Origin of the sequence: uncultured Pontibacter sp., assembly GCF_947495565.1 — a bacterium.
Taxonomy (GTDB): domain Bacteria; phylum Bacteroidota; class Bacteroidia; order Cytophagales; family Hymenobacteraceae; genus Pontibacter.
The window spans coordinates 294,735-315,384 of the sequence record NZ_CANLZM010000004.1 but is presented as its reverse complement, the minus strand read 5'-3'; the positions used below and the strand labels follow the sequence as shown (position 1 = coordinate 315,384).

Here is a 20,650-nt window from a genome sequence, read left to right as displayed (position 1 = left end):
GGGCAGGTATAAAACAACAGCGGCGAAACATTTCTGCTCCGCCGCTGGGTATATTGTAAAGCAATTTATACTTATGCTTTTTTATACATTACTGATTTTACAGCCTCGATTGTGCGCTCTACGTTTGGCAGCGATGCCTCAATAAGAGTTGGTGCATACGGAAGCGGCACATCGCGGCAGGTAACACGCTTCACCGGAGCATCCATGTAATCAAAAGCGTTGCTTTGGATGTGGTAGGCAATCTCAGCAGAAATGGAAGCCAACGGCCAAGCCTCTTCCACAACCACCATGCGGTTGGTTTTCTTTACAGACTCCACAAGTGTCTTGTAGTCGATAGGGCGAACAGTGCGCAGGTCAATTACCTCGGCGTTGATGCCGTCTTTTGCTAGTTCTTCGGCAGCAGCCAGGGCCACTTTCATCATCTTGCCAAAAGATATGATGGTTACGTCAGAACCTTCACGCACAACGTCGGCTACACCAATAGGAATAGTATACTCCTCCTCAGGTACTTCGCCTTTATCGCCGTACATCTGCTCAGACTCCATAAAAATGACAGGGTCATTATCGCGGATGGCAGATTTCAACAATCCCTTAGCATCGTATGGGTTAGAAGGAACTACTACTTTAAGACCTGGCGTATTAGCATACCAGTTCTCGAAGTTCTGCGAGTGCTGCGAAGACAGCATGCCGGCGCTGCCTGTTGGGCCACGGAATACCATTGGTGCACCATACTGACCACCAGACATAGACATGAGCTTAGCGGCAGAGTTAATAACCTGATCGATGGCGACCAGCGAGAAGTTGAAGGTCATAAACTCGATGATCGGGCGCAGGCCGTTCATGGCGGCACCTACACCGATACCGGCAAAACCAAGCTCGGCAATAGGGGTATCGATTACACGCTCAGGACCAAATTCGTCCAGCATGCCTTGGCTAACTTTGTAAGCTCCGTTGTACTCGGCAACTTCTTCACCCATCAGAAACACGCTCTTGTCGCGGCGCATCTCTTCAGACATCGCTTCGCGCAGGGCTTCTCTAAACTGTATACTTCGCATATATGATGTTTAATTCTCGGTTCTGCAGGTAAAATTAAGAGAACTCTGTCAAAATACAATATACTGCTGAGTTTTTGGGCTACTAGTTAACGAATCAGTGCGTCTTTATAGGCCTGGTTGTTGCGGTAGGCTTCGAATTCCATGTCATTAATCGCTTTCTGCATAAAATTTTTGTCGGCACTAACAGCACGGCGAAGACCCTGCTCCAGCATTTGCTCGTTTTGGGTACGGGCACCAATAATGGCCATACTGTAGTAAGCCAGTGCATCATTTGGCTTTTGCTCCAGAGCCTTCAGGTAAAATTCCTCAGCCCCTTCGTAGTTTTCTTTTAGCAGGTAGCTCAACCCCAGGTTCATGTTTGTCTGGTAGCCGTCGCCGGCGTAGCGCAGGCTGCTGATGGCGTCGTTATACCTGCCTGTTTCAATTTCCAGGGCCGCTTTATCTGCAAAAATGGACTGAAGCATTTCCTCGTCTCCACCTAAAGTTGCCGCATAAGAGTAGTTTTCCAGCGCTTTGTCATACTCGCCAAGCTGATGGTAGGCACTGGCGAGGCTGTAGAAGATAGGAGCTGTTGGGTTACGATAACCCGCGTAAGTCAGGTTATGGACTGCTTTTTCCAGGAATGATTTTTTGGCGGCTGGGCGAAAATCTTTGAGAGCCATCTCATTGTATACAACGCCTAAATTATAGTATGCCGGCCATTTGTCAGTTGTTTTTACAGCAGCTTCGTACAGTTTGCGCTTCTCAGAAAGTATAGGCGTGAGCGTAGCGGCATGCTGCAGTTCCTCTTCCGTCAGTTCATCAGCGTCTACTTCTTCGTTGGCAATGCGCTGCGCCATCAAGTACAGTTCGTAGTCGGGTCTGCGGCTGCGGTTGTAGTTAAATGCTATCTGTGCGGCTTGCAGGCTAGGATACACATACTTCTGCAAGTATGGAAATGCCTCGGTCTGCTGCAGAGCCTGAAGTTTTTCCTGCTCGCTTTGCTCACCATTAAGTATAGCCAGCACCTGCTGCTTCTGTGCTTTCGGAAGCGCTGTAGCTGCTATTTTCTGCTTCAGCGTTTCCAGCGTATTGTCCTGTACTTCTGCGGTGATGGTTACTTTTTTGCCGCTGTAGTCCAGCACTTTCATTTTCTGGCGGTAATACTGCTCCAGCGTCTGGGCGCGCTTTTGAGCCAGATCTGCACTTCTCTCTCCGGGTGCGCGCATGCCCACAATTGTTATCGTCTGCGAGGGCACATTATCCATGACATACTGGTCCAACACCTTTAACTTTTCATCCGACAAGTCATCCAGCTTGGCCTGATTCTGCTCAAAGTAAAAAATAAGCTTACCGGTGCTATCGGTTTGCTGTGCATACTTATTGGCAGCGAAGGTAAAGTCGTTGTTGCGCACCAGCAGCAGAGGCGTGGTGTTCAGTCCTTTGGCTACTTGTTTTGGGTCGGTATAGGCAATGCCATTGTCTTTTTTGTCGATGGCGCGGCCCTGCACCATCAGCTGCCCCGTAGATTTTTCGGGAGCATAAGGGAAGGAAAGCTGTTTAATAATAGTCGGTTTTTTATCCTCGTACAGAAACTCACCGAACTCAAAACTATATGTGCCGATGTTTTCGCGCTTTTCGTTGTCGTACACATAGTATATATCCAGCTTGTATACTTCTTCATCGCGGATGAGTTTTTCGGGTACCTGCGCCTTCAGTTCAAAATTTACGCTTTCCCCGTTTGTTGTTAGCGGAGAAGGCTCCACGGTTACCTGTTGGTGCTTTTCGGCAGTGTTAACCATGCGCTGAAGCGTGCAGCCGGAGCCGCCAACACTTAATGTGAGAGATAGGAGAAGTAAGAAGTTTCTGTTTTTTTTGTACTGTTGCATGTCCTGTTTTTTTCGATAGCCGTAAATGTAGGTTACACCACAAACTATATTTTCTCGTTTATAGTTATACTGCCTCAGGTGTTGCTTTATTTTGATGTTTGAGGAACAAAGTATAATTTAGAATTTAATTCAGATGATCATGAAACGGCTTCAATACTTTATCGAATCACAAGCTTTTGGTGTGTGCACGATGCTAGGGGAGAAGCTGGGCTTTGCCTCCAGCAGCATCCGCCTCACGTTCATCTACGTCTCATTCTTAACCATGGGCTCTCCTGTTCTTTTATACCTGATGCTGGCCTTTTGGATGAACGTTCAGAAAAGTTTACGCCGCGAGCGCAGCACTGTTTGGGATTTATAGCTCCCGAACCGTTCTTTTCTGCCGGATAAAATACTGCCACACAATACTACTTTTGTAAACGCCGCTCATGTAAGGGAAATTGCCTTTCGGCTGCTGCTCCTTTCTGCGGCGGCGCCAGTATTTGTGGTGCCTTAGCAAGTCGGCGTGTGCATCTAAAACAGCTTTTGCATCTTTGTGCTGACCTGCCACAAACATTCGGAGAGCTGCCACCCAATCCAGAAGGAGACGGAGCAACATGGAAGTGACCAACTCCTTTGCCGGAACATTTTTGTACAGCAGCGCCAAACCATTTCGGAAATTCAAATAGGTTTTGCGCGGGTTAGACTTATGTAAAGTGCCGCCTCCAACATGATACACGCAGCTATGGCCGTTATACATCACTCTATAGCCTGCATTTTTGGCCCGCCAGCAGAAGTCAATTTCCTCCATATGGGCAAAAAAAGCTGGTTCTAAGCCTCCTAACTTTAGGTATACATCTGCTCGGACAAACATACAGGCACCGGTAGCCCAGAAAACTTCCTGCACATCGTTAAACTGCCCTTTATCTTCTTCCAAGGTTTCGAAGAGGCGGCCACGGCAATAGGGATAAGCCAAAACATCCAACATTCCGCCACCCGCACCAGCATACTCAAAAAAACCTGGGTGCTGCTGCGCCAGAATTTTAGGTTGGCAGACGGCTATACTTTGGTCTTGCTCCATCAGCTGCACTATAGGCTCTATCCAACCCGGAGGCACATCCACATCAGAGTTGAGTAAAACATAGTACTTGGCCTGCACCTGCTGCAGCGCTTTATTATACCCTTCGCAAAAGCCGAAGTTTTCGGGCAGCTGTATCAGGCGCACCTGTGGAAAGTGCTCCTGCAGAAAAGGAATAGAGCCATCAGTGGAAGCGTTATCAGCCACAATGATCTCTGCATTGCCGCTATTCGCTACCACTGATGGCAGAAACTCTTGTAAATGTCGCAGGCCGTTCCAGTTAAGTATAACAACGGCTGTGTGCGGCGGTTTATAGTCCAAAGCTGCCGAGGTCTAAGCCGGGTATGTTCGGGATAAGGCCTTCAGTGTGCTTGCGCATTTCTTCCTGTGCACGCTCGCCCGCGGTTAGCATGGCATTGTTCACAGCTGCAACTACTAAATCGTTTACCATTTCGCGGTCGTCCGCATTCAGGATCGTTTCGTCAATTTCTATCTTCAGGAGCTGGCGCTGGCCGTTTACAGTGGCTTTCACAAGACCTGCACCGGATTCGGCGGTTACAGTAATGTCTTTCAGTTTCTCCTGCGCTTCCTTCATTTTGGCCTGGGCTTCTTTAATCTTGCCCATCATGCCCATCATATCAAACATAGTTTTTGCTTTATAGGGTAATTGGTGACATAGCCGTTTACGGCTTGTGTGCTTATACGCAAATATACGATCATTAAGCTTACGATGCTTCAAGTATAGGCATTAACAAACAACTCCTCAAACTTCAGATTTGCTCAAAGTATTCATACTTAAGTTGATCATCCTTATAAGCAGAATTACAAAAAGAGAAGTGGCTATAAGTATAAACTCCTGCTGATGTACTTTATAGAAGAGGTGCGGCCATACTTTGAAAGAGGCAGTTAGCTTAAGCTACCGAAGCAGGGTAATGGTTCCGGTTTTCTTTTTGGTGGTGCCGAAAGTTGTTTGGAAGGTAATAAGATAAGCATAGGCTCCCGCCGGGATTTCACGCCCATCGGAGGTGCCATCCCAGGCTGCATCTGCCTCGGAGCCTTCATATATCACATTGCCTGCCCGGTTGTAAATGCGCATCGTGTAGCCATTGTAGAATTTGCCTTTTATCTCAAAAAGATCATTCAAGCCGTCACCGTTTGGTGTAAACGCACTCGGAATGTATACCAGCGCATCCTGCTCCACCTCTACAAGGTTAGAGTAAGAAATACCTGTGCCGTTTTGCGAGGTGGCGCGTATTCGATAGCGCAACACGGGCAGTTCATTGCTTAATGTTTGATCCGTGAAGGTGCCTCCGCTGGTAGGGTAGGTCAAAACGACGTTCCCCGACTGATCCAGTAACTCGACTGTGTACTGGCCAACCCCGTCCGGAAAGCCGCTGAAATCAGACCAGCTCAGGTTTATACTTCCGTCGTTCTGCTTTTCGGCCTCCAGAATTACCGGGCATGTAATATTGCTGACTGGCGAAGTATTATTACACACATTCGTAAAAGTGGCGCGGTAGCAAACTGGTTGCAGCGCAGCGTTTTCATCAAATAAAATGGTTTGCTGCGTCTGTGTCAAATTTTGGAAAAGTGAGCCATTTATACTTTTAGCAATGGTGGCGGTAGCTATCTGTTCCTTGTCCGGCAGTTGCAGCGTTAACTCTACCTGGTTGTTGAAATCAAAGCTTGAAAGCAGGAAAGGAGCAGCTGGTATGGCCGAAGAAGTGACCTCTGCGTTTAGTATTGCTGAAACAGAAGTATAAGCATCGCCTTGCGGATCGGTGCCTGTCCCGATTATATAATAACTATAGACTTGTCCGCAGCTTACCTCATTATCAATATAAGAGCGGGCTGTGCCGGGCAGAGACTGCAGCAGTTGCCCATTTCTGTATACTTCAAAAGCGCCGAAATCAGGTAGAATTTCCCACTCCAACTGTACCTGTTCTGCATCGGTCTGCACCTGAAGCGCCACGCCGCTCACCACGTTAGAGTTTATGAAAATTACATCACATGCATCGAGCGGACGGACCAGATACCATACTCCTTCCGTTGTATTCACATTGTTAATGGTGTGGGTAAGCGTGCTGCTGTTAACCTCTTCAAGGACATCGATTTCTCTGTAAAGATTTCTAAAATCTCCTGTATACTGCTCAATTGTATAAGCATAGCCTGGTACAAGTCCGGCCAGTTCCAGTTGTATACTTCCGTTTTCGGCCTGCTCCAGTATAGTTAGTTTTACAATTTGTGTAGGGTTGTCAGAGTCCAGAAGCGGAAGCGTGGCTACTGTTTGTGTGCTTGTATTTTGGCAGGTGTTGGTTATGTAATTGCCGGTAAGGGTTACGGTATAGCTGCCTTGTGAAGTATAAGTATGAGTGACAGGTGTGCTGCCGTCTGTTTCCTGAGAAGTTCCGTCGCCAAAGTCAAATGAATAATTGTCGTAGTCGGGATTTGTAATTGTAAAAGAAACGGCTCCGCTCGCGCAGCTTTGGGTAGTGAAAACAGGCTCCGGAACAGCTTTCACTTCATATACTTTAGATAGCGTATCGGTAGTAGTATTACTGCCATAATTAGCAATCTGGAGCACTTTATACCTTCCGGGGGCTGTATAAGTATGTCTTTTATTTGTAGTTGTGGGGGTGGGTATAGGAGATTCTCCCTTGTAGTCGAAAATGTAGTACTCCTTGTCATCGTCAGCCTGATCAAAGCAGTCTTTAAACGTAACTTCCTGGCCTACGCAAAGCTGCTCTATTTCATTGCCGGCTGCATCGAGCGCGGCTATACACTTCTGAGCTTGCGCCCCTGCAGCAAAAAGTAGTAGCCATATGGTAAGGAGGTATCTCACTCTGTTCTTTTCTATTGCCTTTACGATCAAATTAATAAAAGTACACCATAAAAGTTGGCACAAGCTAAAAAGAAAAGCCTCTGCCACGGCAATGGCAAAGGCTTTTAGCAATTCAAAAGTATGATTTATAAAGTATAAGTGCGTAAAAATGAGATGCTCTGCTTGATATCGTAATGGAGCACACGATCTGTTGAGACAAACGGAACCTGCTCGCGGTAGGCTGCTAAAAGCTGCTCTAACTGAGCCGAAGTTTTTTGTGGTCTCCGGAATTCCATTGCCTGTGCCGCATTCAAAAGCTCTATGGCCAGCACCCGCTCCGTATTGTGCACCACCTGGTAAGCTTTGGTAGCGGCATTTGCTCCCATACTTACGTGGTCTTCCTGGTTGTGCGACGACGGGATGGTATCGACCGAGGCGGGGGTACAGAGCTGTTTACTTTGGCTCACGATAGAGGCTGCCGTGTACTGGCTGATCATAAAACCGGAGTTTAAGCCTGGCTCCGCCACCAGAAATGCCGGCAAGCCACGTTGCCCCGAAATCAGCTGATAAGTTCTGCGCTCGGCTATGCTGCCTAGTTCAGCAACGGCAATTGCCAGGAAGTCCAGCGCCAACGCCAACGGCTGCCCATGGAAGTTACCTCCCGAAATAATCTCATCCTCCTCTGGAAAGATGTTCGGGTTATCGGTAACAGCATTTATTTCCGTAAGAAAAACCTGCTCCACGTAGTTTATAGCATCTTTAGAGGCACCGTGTACCTGCGGAATGCAACGGAAGGAGTAAGGGTCCTGCACGTGCTGCTTCTCCTGCTTAGCTAACTGACTATCTGCTAAAACATGGCGAATAATTTCGGCGGTTTGCAGTTGCCCTTTGTGTGGGCGCACGTTATGTATAAGTCGGTTAAAAGGCTCCATCCGTCCATCATAAGCATCCAACGACAAAGCCCCTATAATATCGGCTTGCTGAGAAATACGTTTGGCCATCAGGAGAGTACATACGCCGTAAGCGCTCATAAACTGAGTGCCGTTCAAGAGCGCCAGCCCTTCTTTAGCCTTCAAGGCAATAGGTTCCCAGCTGAACATCTCTAAGACATGGCGGCTTTCCAGTTTCATCCCCTGGAAGTATACTTCGCCTAAACCCAAAAGAGGGAGGCAGAGGTGGGCTAAGGGAGCAAGATCGCCGCTGGCACCTAACGAACCCAATTGGTAAACTATCGGGTAAATATCACGGTTATAGAAATCAATCAGGCGTTTTACCGTTTTCAGCTGCACGCCGCTATGCCCGTAAGCCAACGACTGAATCTTGAGCAGCAGCATCAGTTTCACTACTTCCTGCGGCACCTCATCGCCAGTTCCGCAGGCATGCGACATCATCAGGTTGCGCTGCAACTGTTCCAGATCGGCAGGGGAAATCTTTTTGTCGTAAAGCGACCCGAAACCGGTGTTGATGCCATAAATGCTGTGGCTGTTTTCGCTGATTTTCTGCTGCAGGTATTCATGGCAATGTATAATGCGCTGCTCCGCCTCCTCGGACAATGCTAAAGTATAATTGTCTTTTAGGATAGTCTGAATTGTATCCAGCGTCAGTTGCTGGCTGGAGATGTGGTGTTCGTTGGCCATAAAGCTAGGCTTTAAGTTGAGCGATTATATCGTCGATGTATAGCTCGTCCTGCTCTCCGGTTTGCATATCCCGGAGTTTTAATTTGCCGCTTTTGATCTCTTCTGAGCCAATTAAAAGCACAAAAGGAATATTTTTCTGATCGGCGTAACTCATTTGCTTCTTTAGCTTTGCAGCTTCCGGATACAACTCAGAGGCAATACCGGCGTCTCGGAGCTTCTGCAGCAGCGGGAGAGAGTATACCTCAGACTCTTTATCAAACTGCACAATAAGCACTTTTGTGCTCAGTTGGCTACTGCTCGGGAAGAGCTCCAACTCCTCCAGTACATCATATATACGATCAACGCCAAAGGAGAAGCCAACGCCAGACACACCCGGTAAGCCGAACATGCCTGTCAGGTTATCGTAGCGGCCGCCACCACTAATACTGCCCATACTCACGTTATTGACTTTCACCTCAAAAATGCAGCCGGTGTAGTAGGAGAGACCTCTTGCAAGGGTTACATCCAGCATAAGACGCGGCTCACCAGATGGGTTTTGCGTGGAGAGAGCGTAACTTCCTAACTGTGTCAGGTATTGCCATACTTGGCGCAGGTCGTTTAGCCCTCGCTGTCCTTCCGCTGTCTCGCCAAGTATAGCCTGAAGTTGCTCCAGCTTATGCTCATTGTCGCCGGTAAGGTCATAAAGCGGCTCCAGCTTATTCACTGCTTCCTCAGAAATGCCCCGCTCCAGGAGTTCTTTACGTACACCCTCCTGACCGACTTTATCTAGCTTATCAATAGCTACACAAATGTCGCCTTCTCTGCCTTTTTCACCAATTGCTTCGGCTATACCGGCCAAAACTCCCCTGTGGTTAATTTTAATAGTAAAGTCTTTCAGTTCCAGTGTCGTCAGCACCTCATCTATCATCTGCACGATCTCAGCCTCACACAGGAGTGAGTTTGTGCCAACCACATCGGCATCACACTGGTAAAACTCACGGTAACGGCCTTTCTGCGGACGGTCCGCCCGCCAAACCGGCTGTATCTGGTAACGCTTAAACGGAAAGGTAATTTCATTGCGGTTCATGACCACGTAACGCGCAAAAGGCACCGTCAGGTCGTAACGCAAGGCTTTCTCAGAGATTTTGCGCGTCAGGTGTTTAGAACCTTGGTCAATATCTTCGGGTTTAGTTTTGCTAAGGAAGTCGCCGGAGTTCAGGATCTTGAAGATCAGTTGATCTCCTTCGTCGCCATACTTTCCGGTGAGCACCGACAGCTGCTCCATGGCAGGCGTTTCGAGCGGCAAATAGCCAAACTTCTGGAATGTGCTACGGATTACGCCGAAAATATAGTTGCGCTTGGCCACGACAGCTGGGCCAAAATCTCTTGTTCCTTTTGGTATAGATGGTTTCTCTTTGCTCATGCTTTTGCAGGTTTCCCCGCGAAGTTACTAAAAGTGAAGCAAAGGTGGGAGGATGAAAAGAGATGAGTTATGTGAGATGGCGGTGTTTTGCTAAAATGCGTTCTCTTCTCCTTTTACAACATTATAAATTGTGTAGAAAATAATCTTTAGATCCAGAAAGAAAGACCAGTTTTCTAGGTAGAAAATATCTAGTTTAGTCCGACCTCTAATCTGATAATTTTCAGTTGTATCTCCACGGTATCCCCGCACCTGCGACAGCCCCGTTATGCCTGGCTTCACAAAATGTCGAACTTTGTATTTTTCTGCTACCATCGCATATTCTTCGTCTGCCTTCAGCATGTGGGGGCGTGGGCCAACAATGGACATTTGCCCAAAAAGCACATTGAAAAATTGAGGCAGCTCATCTAAACTTGTCTTCCTAAGAAAAGCGCCAATGCGTGTAATTCTAGAATCCCCTCTTTGAGCAAGTTGAGAATTAGCTTCTGAATTTACATACATTGTCCTTAGTTTATAGCAATTGAATGTTTTGTTATCCAGGCCGGAGCGAACCTGTTTGAAGAAAACAGGTCCTTTAGAATTAACCTTTATTAGTAGAGCCAGGATTGGTAGCAGCCATGACAAGAGCAGAACAACTACGGTAAGAGAGAATACAATGTCAAAAACTCTTTTGAAAAACTTATTTACAACATCATCTAAAGGTATAGCACGCACCATGAGAACAGGCAATGCATCATAAAAGTCCATTTTTAATTGCTGATGCGTGTAGCTTAAAGGCTCTGGCAAAAATTTGATACGCAGTAAATTATCGTCAGAAATACTTAAGAGTTTTATAGTTTCTTGTTCTGAGAGTTCAAAAGGGCAGCAATAAATCTCATGCACTTCATGCTGTTTTATAAAATTTTCGATATCAGAAACTTGACCTTTGAATTTATTGCCAGGAACAGCTCCATTATGAAAAAATCCGATAAATTCGTAACCGAATTCCGGGTGACTCTTAAAAAATTGCTCTAGCTCTAATGCCATTTCATTACGTCCTGCAATGATGACCTTCCGAAGATTATACCCTCTTCGCCTATAAATCCGCAAGGCTGTAGTAACAGCTATCCTGAAAAGTACTATTAAGATTATTAAAGCTAAATAGTGAGAAACAAGAATTTGTCTTGAAATAAGCTTTACATCTAAAATATTAAGGCCTGCCTCAACTAATAATATATATAATAGTAAAGCTTTGAAGGCAATCAAGATAACTCTAAACCTTGTTGTGACGCGGTATATTTTATATGTGCCCAGCAACGTAGTGCACGCAAACCAACTCACTATTGCGCCAAGCAGGAAAATGTAATACAGTGATTGATCTGTATAGAAAGGAGCCAGCATGAAAGCCACGCCAATAGATAGTGCAAAAGCGGCTATATCACCTAAGATATGAATCAGTTTGATATACTTAGAGTAGCGGACAGACATTTATAGTAATTTAATTTAATATAAAACGCTAAAATAAATGCTTGAGACTAGTTTGTGATGCGTTTTGGATACTTTCCAGGTAATGAGTATTGTAGTAGCAAAAATATAAAAAAGCAATAAAAGGTGATCCCTTGTGCTCTACTAAGTATAGACTCTGTGAATGAACTAAATATTATCAAGAGCAAAAAGGTAGTTAGAAGCCAACTGCGCCATTTGATCGCAAGTAGGAGAGGGACAAAATAACATAATAACAAAATGATAAGACCTATTAAGCCTACACCTACTGTAGTATCAAGAAACTGATTGTGTGGATCGAATTTGTTTTCTGCTGCATACAAGAACCCTCTCTTTTTATATGATGCTACCATAGCATCTTTTACATCACCACTTCCTACTCCCCTAACGGGGTTTTCTCTAATAACATCTACGGCACAAACCCATTTTGCCAAACGCAAGTTTATGCCATTCCACTGCGCATCATTATCTGCGCCAGAAAAGTGATAGATGTCTTCCTTGTTAGAAAAATCATAGCTCAGGTTTCTAAGATTTTTAAAACGTGAGATAGTCTGCGGAAACAACACAGACAACACGACTATGAAACCAACAAGAGTGGTTATAAGTACAGCAGCATGTATAATTTTACCAGATTTAACACCTAAACCTACTAAAGTTGTAACTAGTATTGATAATAAAACTACTTGAGATGTTCTGGCAGCTAAGAGGAACAGTATTAGTAAAAGAAAAACTACTGCTATAATCGATAATATTTTACTAATTCTGCTTATGCTGGAGAACTTATATAAAATGAGGTTGAGAAATATTAATATGGAGAAAGAGACATAGATAGCATAGTATACTGCCTTTTTATCCATTATAGCCACTAACCCATCATTAAAAAAATAGTTAAAATCCTGTTTTTCCCTTACTACGTTTATTTGATAAAGTAATGCGATGGCACTGAACAGGGTGCAAGCTATCGCAAAGTATAGTAGCACTTTATAAATATAGTCTTTATTTAAATTATAAGAACCAATAACTATCGGGAATAGGAGTAATGGCGCCTTTGTTTCAATACTCTTAAAGCCCTCTTCGGTATTCTCTGTGTAAAAAAAACCTATCACATAAACTATGAAAAGCAATATAAATAGTATAGCAACAGGGTCATTCAGAATTCTTTTGGTCTTAAGCTTAAACTTGCCGTCCAGAACCCAAAAAATAAACAGAGCAATGGTTGCTATATTAAAGACTATAATTTTTGGAGAGAATATAGAAATGGCAACAAAAAGAAGGCTGTAAAAGAACCCCTGTTGTATGATATATTCTTTGTTGTGTAATGAAAAGAGCTTACTCATTTTAATAACAAAGCTTTTGCTTTAGCAACTATTGTATAGGGAATAAATTTAAGCATAAAGTTTCGAGCTAAACCAAGTATAAAATAAGGGGAAGCCGCTTTGTTATCATACAATATCTTAAGTTTACTGTTAAGCTGCGTGTTACGCTTAGTAACCGAAATGCCTCCATAATTAACCTCACAATATGTCAGAACCTCCTGAATTATGTGGGTTTTATATGTTTTTACAAAGTTAAAGAAAAAGGCATAATCCTCAGCTGCTTTATACTTTGTAGGATATAAGCCTATCTTATGCAGTGCAGCAGCTCGAAACATTACGGAGGGGTGTATAAAGCTGCATTTCAAGAACATATTGTTAACTATGTCTTTATGATTGCTCGGAGCTTTATAGGTATATATTTTCCTGCCAGAATCGTCTACAAAATCAACCCAGGATCCGATTAAGTAAAAATCCGGGTAATCATCTAAAATCTGCTTTTGCTTTATAAATCTAAGTGGGTTGCAGGTGTCTCCGCAATCAAGTCGGGCTATATACTGTATAGCCATTTGCTCTTGAATATACTTTAAGCCTATATTAAGCGTGCCTTCTATTCCTTGGTTAACCTTATTATATATGAAGTTTAAGTTCAGCTTTCCTTTAAAGAGCTCATGTAGGCCTTGCTCATCGGGCTTCTTAGAACTTCCATCGTCAACAATCAACACATCGATCGGCATAGTATATTCTATACTAGCCAAAGACTTTCGAAGACCTGCCGGATTGTTATAATGAGGGATCAGGACAACAATATCACGCTTCATTCGATGCAAAATTTACTCTGTTTGAGTCAGTTTGTAAAAAAATACCCATAAAAAACCATATTAATGCATCTGTGCCTCTGAATTGAATAAGGGATGCTATGAAATAAATCAGCAAAACGATTGCTATAGGGTTAACTAACCGAGCTTTGAAAGCTTTAAAGCTGATATTGTAGACTATTATCAAGTATAGTAGTAATCCTAAACACCCAAACTCCAATAAAATTTGCATGTATAGATTGTGGAGATTGTCTTCTGGGTAGTCATTGCCAGAAACTGACTCAATGGCATACATGCCGTTTCCTGCACCGTAGCCCATGAGTTTGCTTTCCCACAGGGCTGTGCCATAGTATTGCCACATGGCAAATCTTCCGGCCATTCCCTTGTCGGAACTGTCTCCAAAATCAGTGAATCGTTTTAAGGCGTATACCTTCTCGGCAAGATTATCCAGATCAACCAAGATGATAAAGGCCACAGCGGCAAGTACTGAAAGCGCAATGATAGACTTTCTTTCTTTGTAGGATGTGGCAGAAGATATGAATTTAAAGCCTGCAACCAAAAATGCTATGACCACGCCTACTCTAGAAGCATATAAAATGCTAACCAGAAACGTTATTATCAGGAGTATGTAGAAAAGTCTTTTTCTGTTGACGAAGATAGCAGAGTTAAGTCCCAACCAAGTTGCCTCCAGATTAGTGCCACCTCCATATATAGTGTAAATATCGGGGTGGCCATCCGGAGCTTTCATGAAATTTCTGATTTCGGGGATGTGGAAGAGTAACTTGCCCACTATAATTATAGAAACAACCAATACAACTTGGCGCAGCTTAGAGAAAATCTCCTCCGTACTTAGAATTCTTGCCAGATGGTAACCGATAAAAAAGGCATAGAAAGCGAATACATGATTTAACAGCAGTCTGTTAAACGGATAAATCAAAAACAGCAGAAGAGATATAAGAATAATTCCGATAAAATATTCAAGAATAAAAAACGGCATTTTAAACAATGCGTTTCTGCTCCCTACCAACAATAGGCATGGAATAAAAAAAACAGAAAACAGGTGATATAGCTTTATGGAAGACTCTTCATCTTTTATCCAACCTGTCAGTCCCAGTGTCTGGAAGTTAAGGAGCAGAAAGAAAACAAATAAGTAAATACTGAAGCAGTTAACTTTTAGTCGCATTTTAAAGTTAGCATCGCTTGGTGCTTTTATGGCTTATGCTGCTGGTTTGACGTGAAATTAAATAAAATAATGCACTCAATGCTTAATATTGCTTCTTTATTGGAGAGATATAGTTTCTATACAATGAGTTTATAAAAGACAGAGGAGTTCTTGATAGATTACTTGAAATCTTATATCTCAGAAGAGTCCAGTACAGGTAGATTTTATGGGAGAGCTTTTTACCTAATACTTCATTTTTAGCTCTGTAAACTTCGTAGTAACACCCAACAATGTTTGCAGATAAGCCACCAAGCCTCATATTTGTTATAACAGAATCAACATAAATAAATTTAGAGCCTGAAACATACAAGCGTAATAAAAGGTGATAATCCATTGCTAGTTTGTATCTCAAGTCAAAGGTTTTATACTTTTGGTAAAGCGACTTAGACACAAACACAGTAGGGTGGTTTAAGCTCATTTCTGATGTCAACAACTCTAAATTTGGCGCAGCTTGGTGAGCTTTACTACCATCTTGATTCCAATATTGGTTGTTTCCATGTATAATACTATCAGGTTCGTAATGCGCCGCAATTTTTGTAAAAGCTTCAGGTGCATACCAATCATCAGCATTCAGAATACCAATAAGTTGGCCTGTAGCCAAGGCAATTCCTTTGTTAAAGGCATCGCTGATGCCTTTGTCAGGCTCACTTATCCAATACGCTATCCGGCTATCATACTTCCTGATAATTTCTAGTGTATTGTCAGTAGAGCCGCCATCCACAATAATGTATTCTACATTATTATAAGTTTGATTAAGAACACTCTGAATAGTTTGCTCTAGGTATTTATCACCATTGTACACTATGGTAATTACCGATATCAGAATATCATTACATTCATTAACTGGTTTTTTGTTCAAGCGATAGCCGCCTTGCAATCTATGAGCCATAATTAGGTGTTCGATAAGTAATAAATTCTATACTTCAGGCAATAGCTTTGTATACTTCATAAGTTAGCTGTGCAGTGGTTTCCCATGAAAATTGTTTGCTTCGCTCTGTTCCTTTCACCGATAAAGTATCTCTAAGGGTTTTATTGTCAATGATTTCTTTGGTGGCTTGCAACATACTTTCTGCTGATGTTGGGTCAAAGTAAAGTGCTGCATCTGAGCCAACTTCAGGTAACGAAGAGGAATTGCTTAACAAGACAGGGCATCCGCAAGAAAATGCTTCTAAAGTTGGTATTCCAAATCCTTCGTATAATGAAGGGAATACAAAGGCTAAGGCATATTTATACAGCACTGCAAGAAAACTGTCATTCACAGAGACTTGCTTTACTTGTTCTCCTAATCTGTAGTTTTTTATAAGTGATTGCTCTTCTTTTGTAAAAGCACCGCCTCCTGCACATATTAATTTTAAATCAGGGCTAGCAGACATTAACGGGCATATTGCTTTCAAATAGCTTTCAAAATTTTTGTAAAGTGATCTGTTTCCAACGTAAAGTAAATACTGTTCAGGCAATTGGTTATCTTGAGGTTTTCTGATATCGGCAATGTTAAGAGAACTTGCTAGGTGTGTTACTTTAATTTTATCAGGAGATAAGTTATAGAATGCTATAATGTCTTTCTTGGTATTTTCAGAAACGGCAATAATTGCAGCAGCCTGCTCAATTAGCTTTTTTTTCTGGTTTAGGTCAACGTCGCCAAGGCCTGTGTATTTACCTTTGTAATACTCATGTATTAGGTCGTGGCAGGTTAGTACAAAAGGAGTTTTCCTTAATTTAGGAACTATGGCCGCATCATAATAAGTAGGGTGCACCAAGTCGTAGCTATTTTTCCTTAAAAGTATGTCTGTAATAAATTGATTATACTTATATACTATTCTGCCCTTGCCTGTAAAGTTTGTATTTGGAAAGAAAGGTGTAATAGAATGTGCTTTAAAATTGCGTAGATATTCATTGTTAGAAAACTTAACCCCTATATCAAATTCTACTTTACGGTTTTCTTTAAACTGTTTCATTAACTCAAAGAAGTACCTGGATATACCGCCATACGACTGCATGGAAAATATTTGATGATCATAAAGGATTTTCACAAACTTAGAATTGAATTATTTAGTAGCTCTTATAAAAGCATAATCGTTATCAAGGCTCGTATTAACTAATATTATCAAGCAGCAGCTTTTAGCTTTTTTACTAGAACAATATATAACAAGAGGAAGCATATACCAAGTGCCATTAATTTAAAAAGGATGGATGGTGCCAAAATAAACGCTACCATGGCTAAACTCGGGAGCATTAACTTAATACCTGCAAACAAATCAAAATCTTGTAAAACTCGCCTGTGTAATACATTATATAAAAAGGGTGAAGTGGCCATGATGATAATAATTTTACCCCAAACCAAGCCTTCCTCTCCATAGAATTTAAATAATATAACCATTGCTAAAGCAGTAGCTACTGTATTAATACCCATAATAAATGTATTGAGCTTTATATGCCCTGATGCTATTAGGTAATAGTAAGGTATAATTGATGTGATAAGTAATACTTCGAAGCAAAGAAACCAGGTAATAAAGCTTTCAGCCAAAGCGTAGCTTTCTGGGCCTAGCCAAAGGGTAAAGGCAATATCCTGCACGAACACTAAACATGCAATGCATAATATGCCTGTAGAAATTACAATCAGTTGCATGCGGTAGTAAATTGGCTTTATCTCAATATTCTGTTCTATTCTTTTCGTAATTAGAGGAAATATAAATCCAGATCCGGCTGCAAAAACATTGTGGATTTGCGTAGCAACCAGTAAGCCTATCGAATAGTATGCAAGCGCCTCTACACTAACAGCAGCGGCTACTATATACCTGTCTAAATGCGCTGAAAAAACGCTAATGATCGTCTGGATCCACGCCCAGGAGCTAAAGCTAAAGACCTCAACTACTGTTTGTTTGTTAAAATATGGAATAAAAGCACTGTACCCAAGCTTCTGCCCTACAAGTGTGCTTTGTAAAAGAATAGATATAAAAAGCACAATTACATTACCTAAAAGTAATGCGGAGAGTGAAAATCCGTTTAAAACAAGTATAACACCTGTAGTGAGTGCCACTGCCTTGGAAACAATAGAAATCTTAGAATATATATCGTATCTTTCATAAGCTTTGAAATACGCAAAGAATATCTGCTCTAATAATTTCAAAGAGAATGCAATTGTAGCTATTTGCATTGCTAATACCGCCTCTAAACGCAAGGCAGGAGTTATTACGAACATTCCTGAGCTTACTAGCCACTTAGAGGTTAGTAATACAATACCTACTGCTAATGCAAATACAACTAACGTAATACTGTAGGTAGCCCTAAAAATTCTAATGATGCTGCTATGGTCTTCAAGCGCCCGGTATTTGGAAATAAACTTAATGGTAGCATCACTTAAGCCACCATTTAATACCCCAATACTTGCAATAAGAGAGTTTATAAGCATCCATAAACCATACATTTCAGCACCTAAGTACTTCAGAAATACAGGAGTAGCAAGCAAATACATGATGGGGTATACTATTACATCAGCTACGCTCCAATAGGCGTTTTTAAAATTAGGTGACTTTAAAAGTTTACTTCTTTGCTTATCATATTTGCTCAGAATTTTTATCATAGTAAACAGAAAATATAAGCAAATCAATGCTTTGCTTATTGTACTTTATAAAAGGAGACAAAGATAACTAAATAGCAGGAACTGTTAAAATGTGAATTTGATCTATACCAGCAGTGATATTGATTGAGAATTTAAAATACAATGGCGCTAATGTCTCACTTAAACTGCTTCTGATTTCTAAAATTATATTATTAATTTTGCACCCTATCCACAGTAAGAGTTTGATGAGAGTAATTCACGTTGTAGAGTGTTTCGCCTCTGGTACAGCACATTTTATTAACCTTTTAACCCGCTATACTTATAACTGCGATCATATTGTGATACATGGAGAGCGCATTGAAGAGATGAAAGCAGAGTTAGTAAAAGCCCGATTTCCTGAAGGGACTAAGTTTATATATTGGGAGGATGCTCAACGTGAAATAAAACTCAAAAAGGATTTTCAAGCTCTTAATTCTCTTATTCGTCTGTTAAGGAATGTAAATGCCGATGTTATACATCTACACTCTTCTAAAGCTGGGTTTTTAGGGCGCCTAGCTTGTTTTATTTTAGGCTTTAAAAATGTTATTTATACTCCTAACGGAGCTGCATTTGCTAGAGAAGATATTTCTAAAAAGAAGAAGAAACTGTACATAGCTTTAGAAAAAGTGGCAGATAAGCTTTCAGGGCATGTAGTTTGTTGTTCCTCATCAGAGGCTATGATTTTCAATGATAATGGTATAAAAGCCAACTATATTAACAATGGCACTAGTATTCCTGATATTCAAACGCTTGTAGATGGAAAGTTTAAACACGAAGCAAACCCTTTTACAATCGTAACTTGCGGCAGGGTTACAGAGCAAAAGAACCCTGCATTGTTTAATAAGATTGCTGGTGCTTTTGCAGCCTCACCTAATATCAGGTTCATCTGGATCGGAGAAGGAGATGCAAGCCAAATAAACCAGTTAGATTCCGGAAATATTTTGCTGACGGGCTGGCAATCGAAAGAAAATGTTTTGCAGGCATTACTGAATGCAGATCTATACTTGTCTACTGCGCTGTGGGAAGGATTGCCCTTTTCTGTGTTAGAAGCTCTCAGTCTTGGGAAATGCTTACTACTATCAGATTGCGTAGGTAACGTTGACTTGGTAAAAGATGGTTATAATGGATTCAAATATGGTTCTGCTGAAGAGGCAGTTTCTAGAATCGAGTGGCTAATCAATAACCAAGAATCATTACAGACAATGGCTAAAAATTCCAGAGAGTGGTGCGAAAGGGATTTTGACGTTCAGGTAGTTTTCAGAAAATACCAGGCTTTGTATGAATCCTTGGTAGAAAAACAGCTGCTTACAATTTCATAAGCTTACATACCAAAACATTCCTTTTAAAATCTTCCCGAATCATGCACTTAAGTCTGATTCATTTACTATAATTTATTTTTTACCTTATCTTATTCAGCAAGCCCATATAAATGTACAAGGAGAGAAGTGATTACGATGTACCCCCAACACGTAGTAAATCAAATGATGAAATCGACTTAAGAGATATGCTACGATGGGTTAAAAGTATTGTGAAAAAAACTGCTAACGGCTATTCTACACTTGTTCAGGTAACAATAAGAAAAAAAGGGCTGATTGCTGCTTTTGTTATTGCCGGTGTGATACTAAGTTTGACCGCTTTTTATCTTACGAAGCCTTATTACTCATCTTCCATGACTCTTGTACTCTCTGAAATAAGAAATGACTTTGTGGAGGATCAGTTAAAGAAATTAGCATCTATGGTAGAGGATGATAATTTTGAAGCAGTAGCTGAAAGCTTAGATATCTCTGTACAATCTGCCGAGCAAATTAAGAAACTGGATTTCTGGAATTTAGATGAGGTTCAGGAGGATAGTATATTAACAGGCTCACCTTTCAGAGTAGAGCTGTTTTTATATGACAACAAGTTGTTCAGCTCTATGGAGCCTGCTATTACGGATTACCTAGAGAACAACCGCTATTTCGCTAAACAGAAGAGGATTAAGCAAAAGCAAATGGAAAGCATGGTTGGTAAACTTCGGAGTGAAATTTTATCAATTGATAGTATGAAGACTTCTTCTATTTCACCTAGAGGACCTGTGAATGGATTTGTTTATGGTGAGCCTCTTGACCCGACTACTCTCTTCAGAGAAAGCATTACAATGTATCAGCAGCAAATTAAGCTGGAAGCTGAGTTAGAGCAGTTAGATAATATTGAAGTAGTAACTGGTTTCTCGCCTCAGTCTCGTCCTGCAGCACCAAGTATGGTAAAGTATTTAGCTATCGGTACGATTGCAGCTTTTTTAATTGGTCTTATAGTTGCATTTAATGTTGAAAAAAGCAAGAAAATTTAACTGATAATTCCCTCTCCTAGTATACTTTATAAAAGAGAGCGGCTGCTATATTAA

General features: G+C 41.8%; 17 protein-coding genes. 3 read left to right on the top strand and 14 right to left on the bottom strand.

The annotated features are described in order from the left end of the window. Nucleotides 1-71 precede the first annotated feature (71 nt). Together Q1B04_RS07735 and Q1B04_RS07730 are read right to left on the bottom strand one after the other, a co-directional pair. The gene (locus Q1B04_RS07735; protein WP_299757647.1) at nucleotides 72-1,055 is read right to left on the bottom strand and encodes a pyruvate dehydrogenase complex E1 component subunit beta; all 984 of its coding nucleotides are present in this window, start codon (nucleotides 1,053-1,055) and stop codon (nucleotides 72-74) included. A gap of 86 nt (nucleotides 1,056-1,141) precedes the next feature. Beyond that, nucleotides 1,142-2,923 (bottom strand): tetratricopeptide repeat protein, encoded by a 1,782-nt coding sequence (locus tag Q1B04_RS07730; protein WP_299757644.1) that lies wholly within the window; start codon nucleotides 2,921-2,923, stop codon nucleotides 1,142-1,144. A gap of 139 nt (nucleotides 2,924-3,062) precedes the next feature. On the opposite strand from Q1B04_RS07730, the gene Q1B04_RS07725 reads away from it, so the two are divergent. Continuing rightward, a complete protein-coding gene (locus tag Q1B04_RS07725) occupies nucleotides 3,063-3,281 on the top strand; it encodes a PspC domain-containing protein (RefSeq protein ID WP_299757642.1) in 219 nt (72 codons plus the stop codon). Here Q1B04_RS07725 and Q1B04_RS07720 read toward each other — a convergent pair. From Q1B04_RS07720 to Q1B04_RS07665, 12 genes are all read right to left on the bottom strand, one after another. After that, complete coding sequence (locus Q1B04_RS07720; protein ID WP_299757639.1) at nucleotides 3,276-4,298, bottom strand: glycosyltransferase family 2 protein; 1,023 nt, start codon at nucleotides 4,296-4,298, stop codon at nucleotides 3,276-3,278. The genes Q1B04_RS07725 and Q1B04_RS07720 overlap by 6 nt on opposite strands. Further along, on the bottom strand, nucleotides 4,288-4,623 hold the full coding sequence (locus Q1B04_RS07715) for a YbaB/EbfC family nucleoid-associated protein (RefSeq protein WP_299757636.1): 336 nt from the start codon (nucleotides 4,621-4,623) through the stop codon (nucleotides 4,288-4,290). The genes Q1B04_RS07720 and Q1B04_RS07715 overlap by 11 nt, the downstream gene beginning before the upstream one ends. A gap of 270 nt (nucleotides 4,624-4,893) precedes the next feature. After that, nucleotides 4,894-6,819, bottom strand: a complete 1,926-nt coding sequence (locus Q1B04_RS07710) for a gliding motility-associated C-terminal domain-containing protein (RefSeq protein ID WP_299757634.1) — start codon at nucleotides 6,817-6,819, stop codon at nucleotides 4,894-4,896. Nucleotides 6,820-6,944: 125 nt separating this feature from the next. Next, on the bottom strand, nucleotides 6,945-8,435 hold the full coding sequence (gene hutH, locus Q1B04_RS07705) for a histidine ammonia-lyase (RefSeq protein ID WP_299757631.1): 1,491 nt from the start codon (nucleotides 8,433-8,435) through the stop codon (nucleotides 6,945-6,947). Between the two features lie 4 nt (nucleotides 8,436-8,439). After that, complete coding sequence (gene hisS / locus Q1B04_RS07700; protein WP_299757628.1) at nucleotides 8,440-9,837, bottom strand: histidine--tRNA ligase; 1,398 nt, start codon at nucleotides 9,835-9,837, stop codon at nucleotides 8,440-8,442. A 90-nt stretch (nucleotides 9,838-9,927) separates the two neighbouring features. After that, on the bottom strand, nucleotides 9,928-11,301 hold the full coding sequence (locus tag Q1B04_RS07695) for an undecaprenyl-phosphate glucose phosphotransferase (protein WP_299757626.1): 1,374 nt from the start codon (nucleotides 11,299-11,301) through the stop codon (nucleotides 9,928-9,930). A gap of 47 nt (nucleotides 11,302-11,348) precedes the next feature. Further along, nucleotides 11,349-12,653 (bottom strand): O-antigen ligase family protein, encoded by a 1,305-nt coding sequence (locus tag Q1B04_RS07690; RefSeq protein WP_299757624.1) that lies wholly within the window; start codon nucleotides 12,651-12,653, stop codon nucleotides 11,349-11,351. After that, nucleotides 12,650-13,450: a glycosyltransferase gene (locus Q1B04_RS07685; protein WP_299757622.1), complete on the bottom strand. Its 801-nt coding sequence runs from the start codon at nucleotides 13,448-13,450 to the stop codon at nucleotides 12,650-12,652. Before Q1B04_RS07685 ends, Q1B04_RS07690 begins: the two co-directional genes overlap by 4 nt. Beyond that, nucleotides 13,440-14,630 carry an O-antigen ligase family protein gene (locus Q1B04_RS07680; RefSeq protein WP_299757619.1) on the bottom strand — a complete coding sequence of 397 codons (1,191 nt, stop codon included), beginning with the start codon at nucleotides 14,628-14,630 and terminating at the stop codon, nucleotides 13,440-13,442. Before Q1B04_RS07680 ends, Q1B04_RS07685 begins: the two co-directional genes overlap by 11 nt. 82 nt (nucleotides 14,631-14,712) lie before the next feature. Beyond that, nucleotides 14,713-15,558, bottom strand: a complete 846-nt coding sequence (locus Q1B04_RS07675; RefSeq protein WP_299757617.1) for a glycosyltransferase family 2 protein — start codon at nucleotides 15,556-15,558, stop codon at nucleotides 14,713-14,715. A gap of 34 nt (nucleotides 15,559-15,592) precedes the next feature. Next, entirely contained in the window at nucleotides 15,593-16,666 is a 1,074-nt protein-coding gene (locus Q1B04_RS07670) for a glycosyltransferase family 1 protein (protein ID WP_299757753.1), read from the bottom strand. 107 nt (nucleotides 16,667-16,773) lie between these two features. Next, on the bottom strand, nucleotides 16,774-18,249 hold the full coding sequence (locus Q1B04_RS07665) for an oligosaccharide flippase family protein (protein WP_299757615.1): 1,476 nt from the start codon (nucleotides 18,247-18,249) through the stop codon (nucleotides 16,774-16,776). A gap of 119 nt (nucleotides 18,250-18,368) precedes the next feature. On the opposite strand from Q1B04_RS07665, the gene Q1B04_RS07660 reads away from it, so the two are divergent. Beyond that, nucleotides 18,369-19,586, top strand: a complete 1,218-nt coding sequence (locus tag Q1B04_RS07660) for a glycosyltransferase (RefSeq protein ID WP_299757613.1) — start codon at nucleotides 18,369-18,371, stop codon at nucleotides 19,584-19,586. A 110-nt stretch (nucleotides 19,587-19,696) separates the two neighbouring features. Continuing rightward, nucleotides 19,697-20,596: a chain length determinant protein gene (locus Q1B04_RS07655; RefSeq protein WP_299757610.1), complete on the top strand. Its 900-nt coding sequence runs from the start codon at nucleotides 19,697-19,699 to the stop codon at nucleotides 20,594-20,596. Nucleotides 20,597-20,650: the final 54 nt, after the last annotated feature.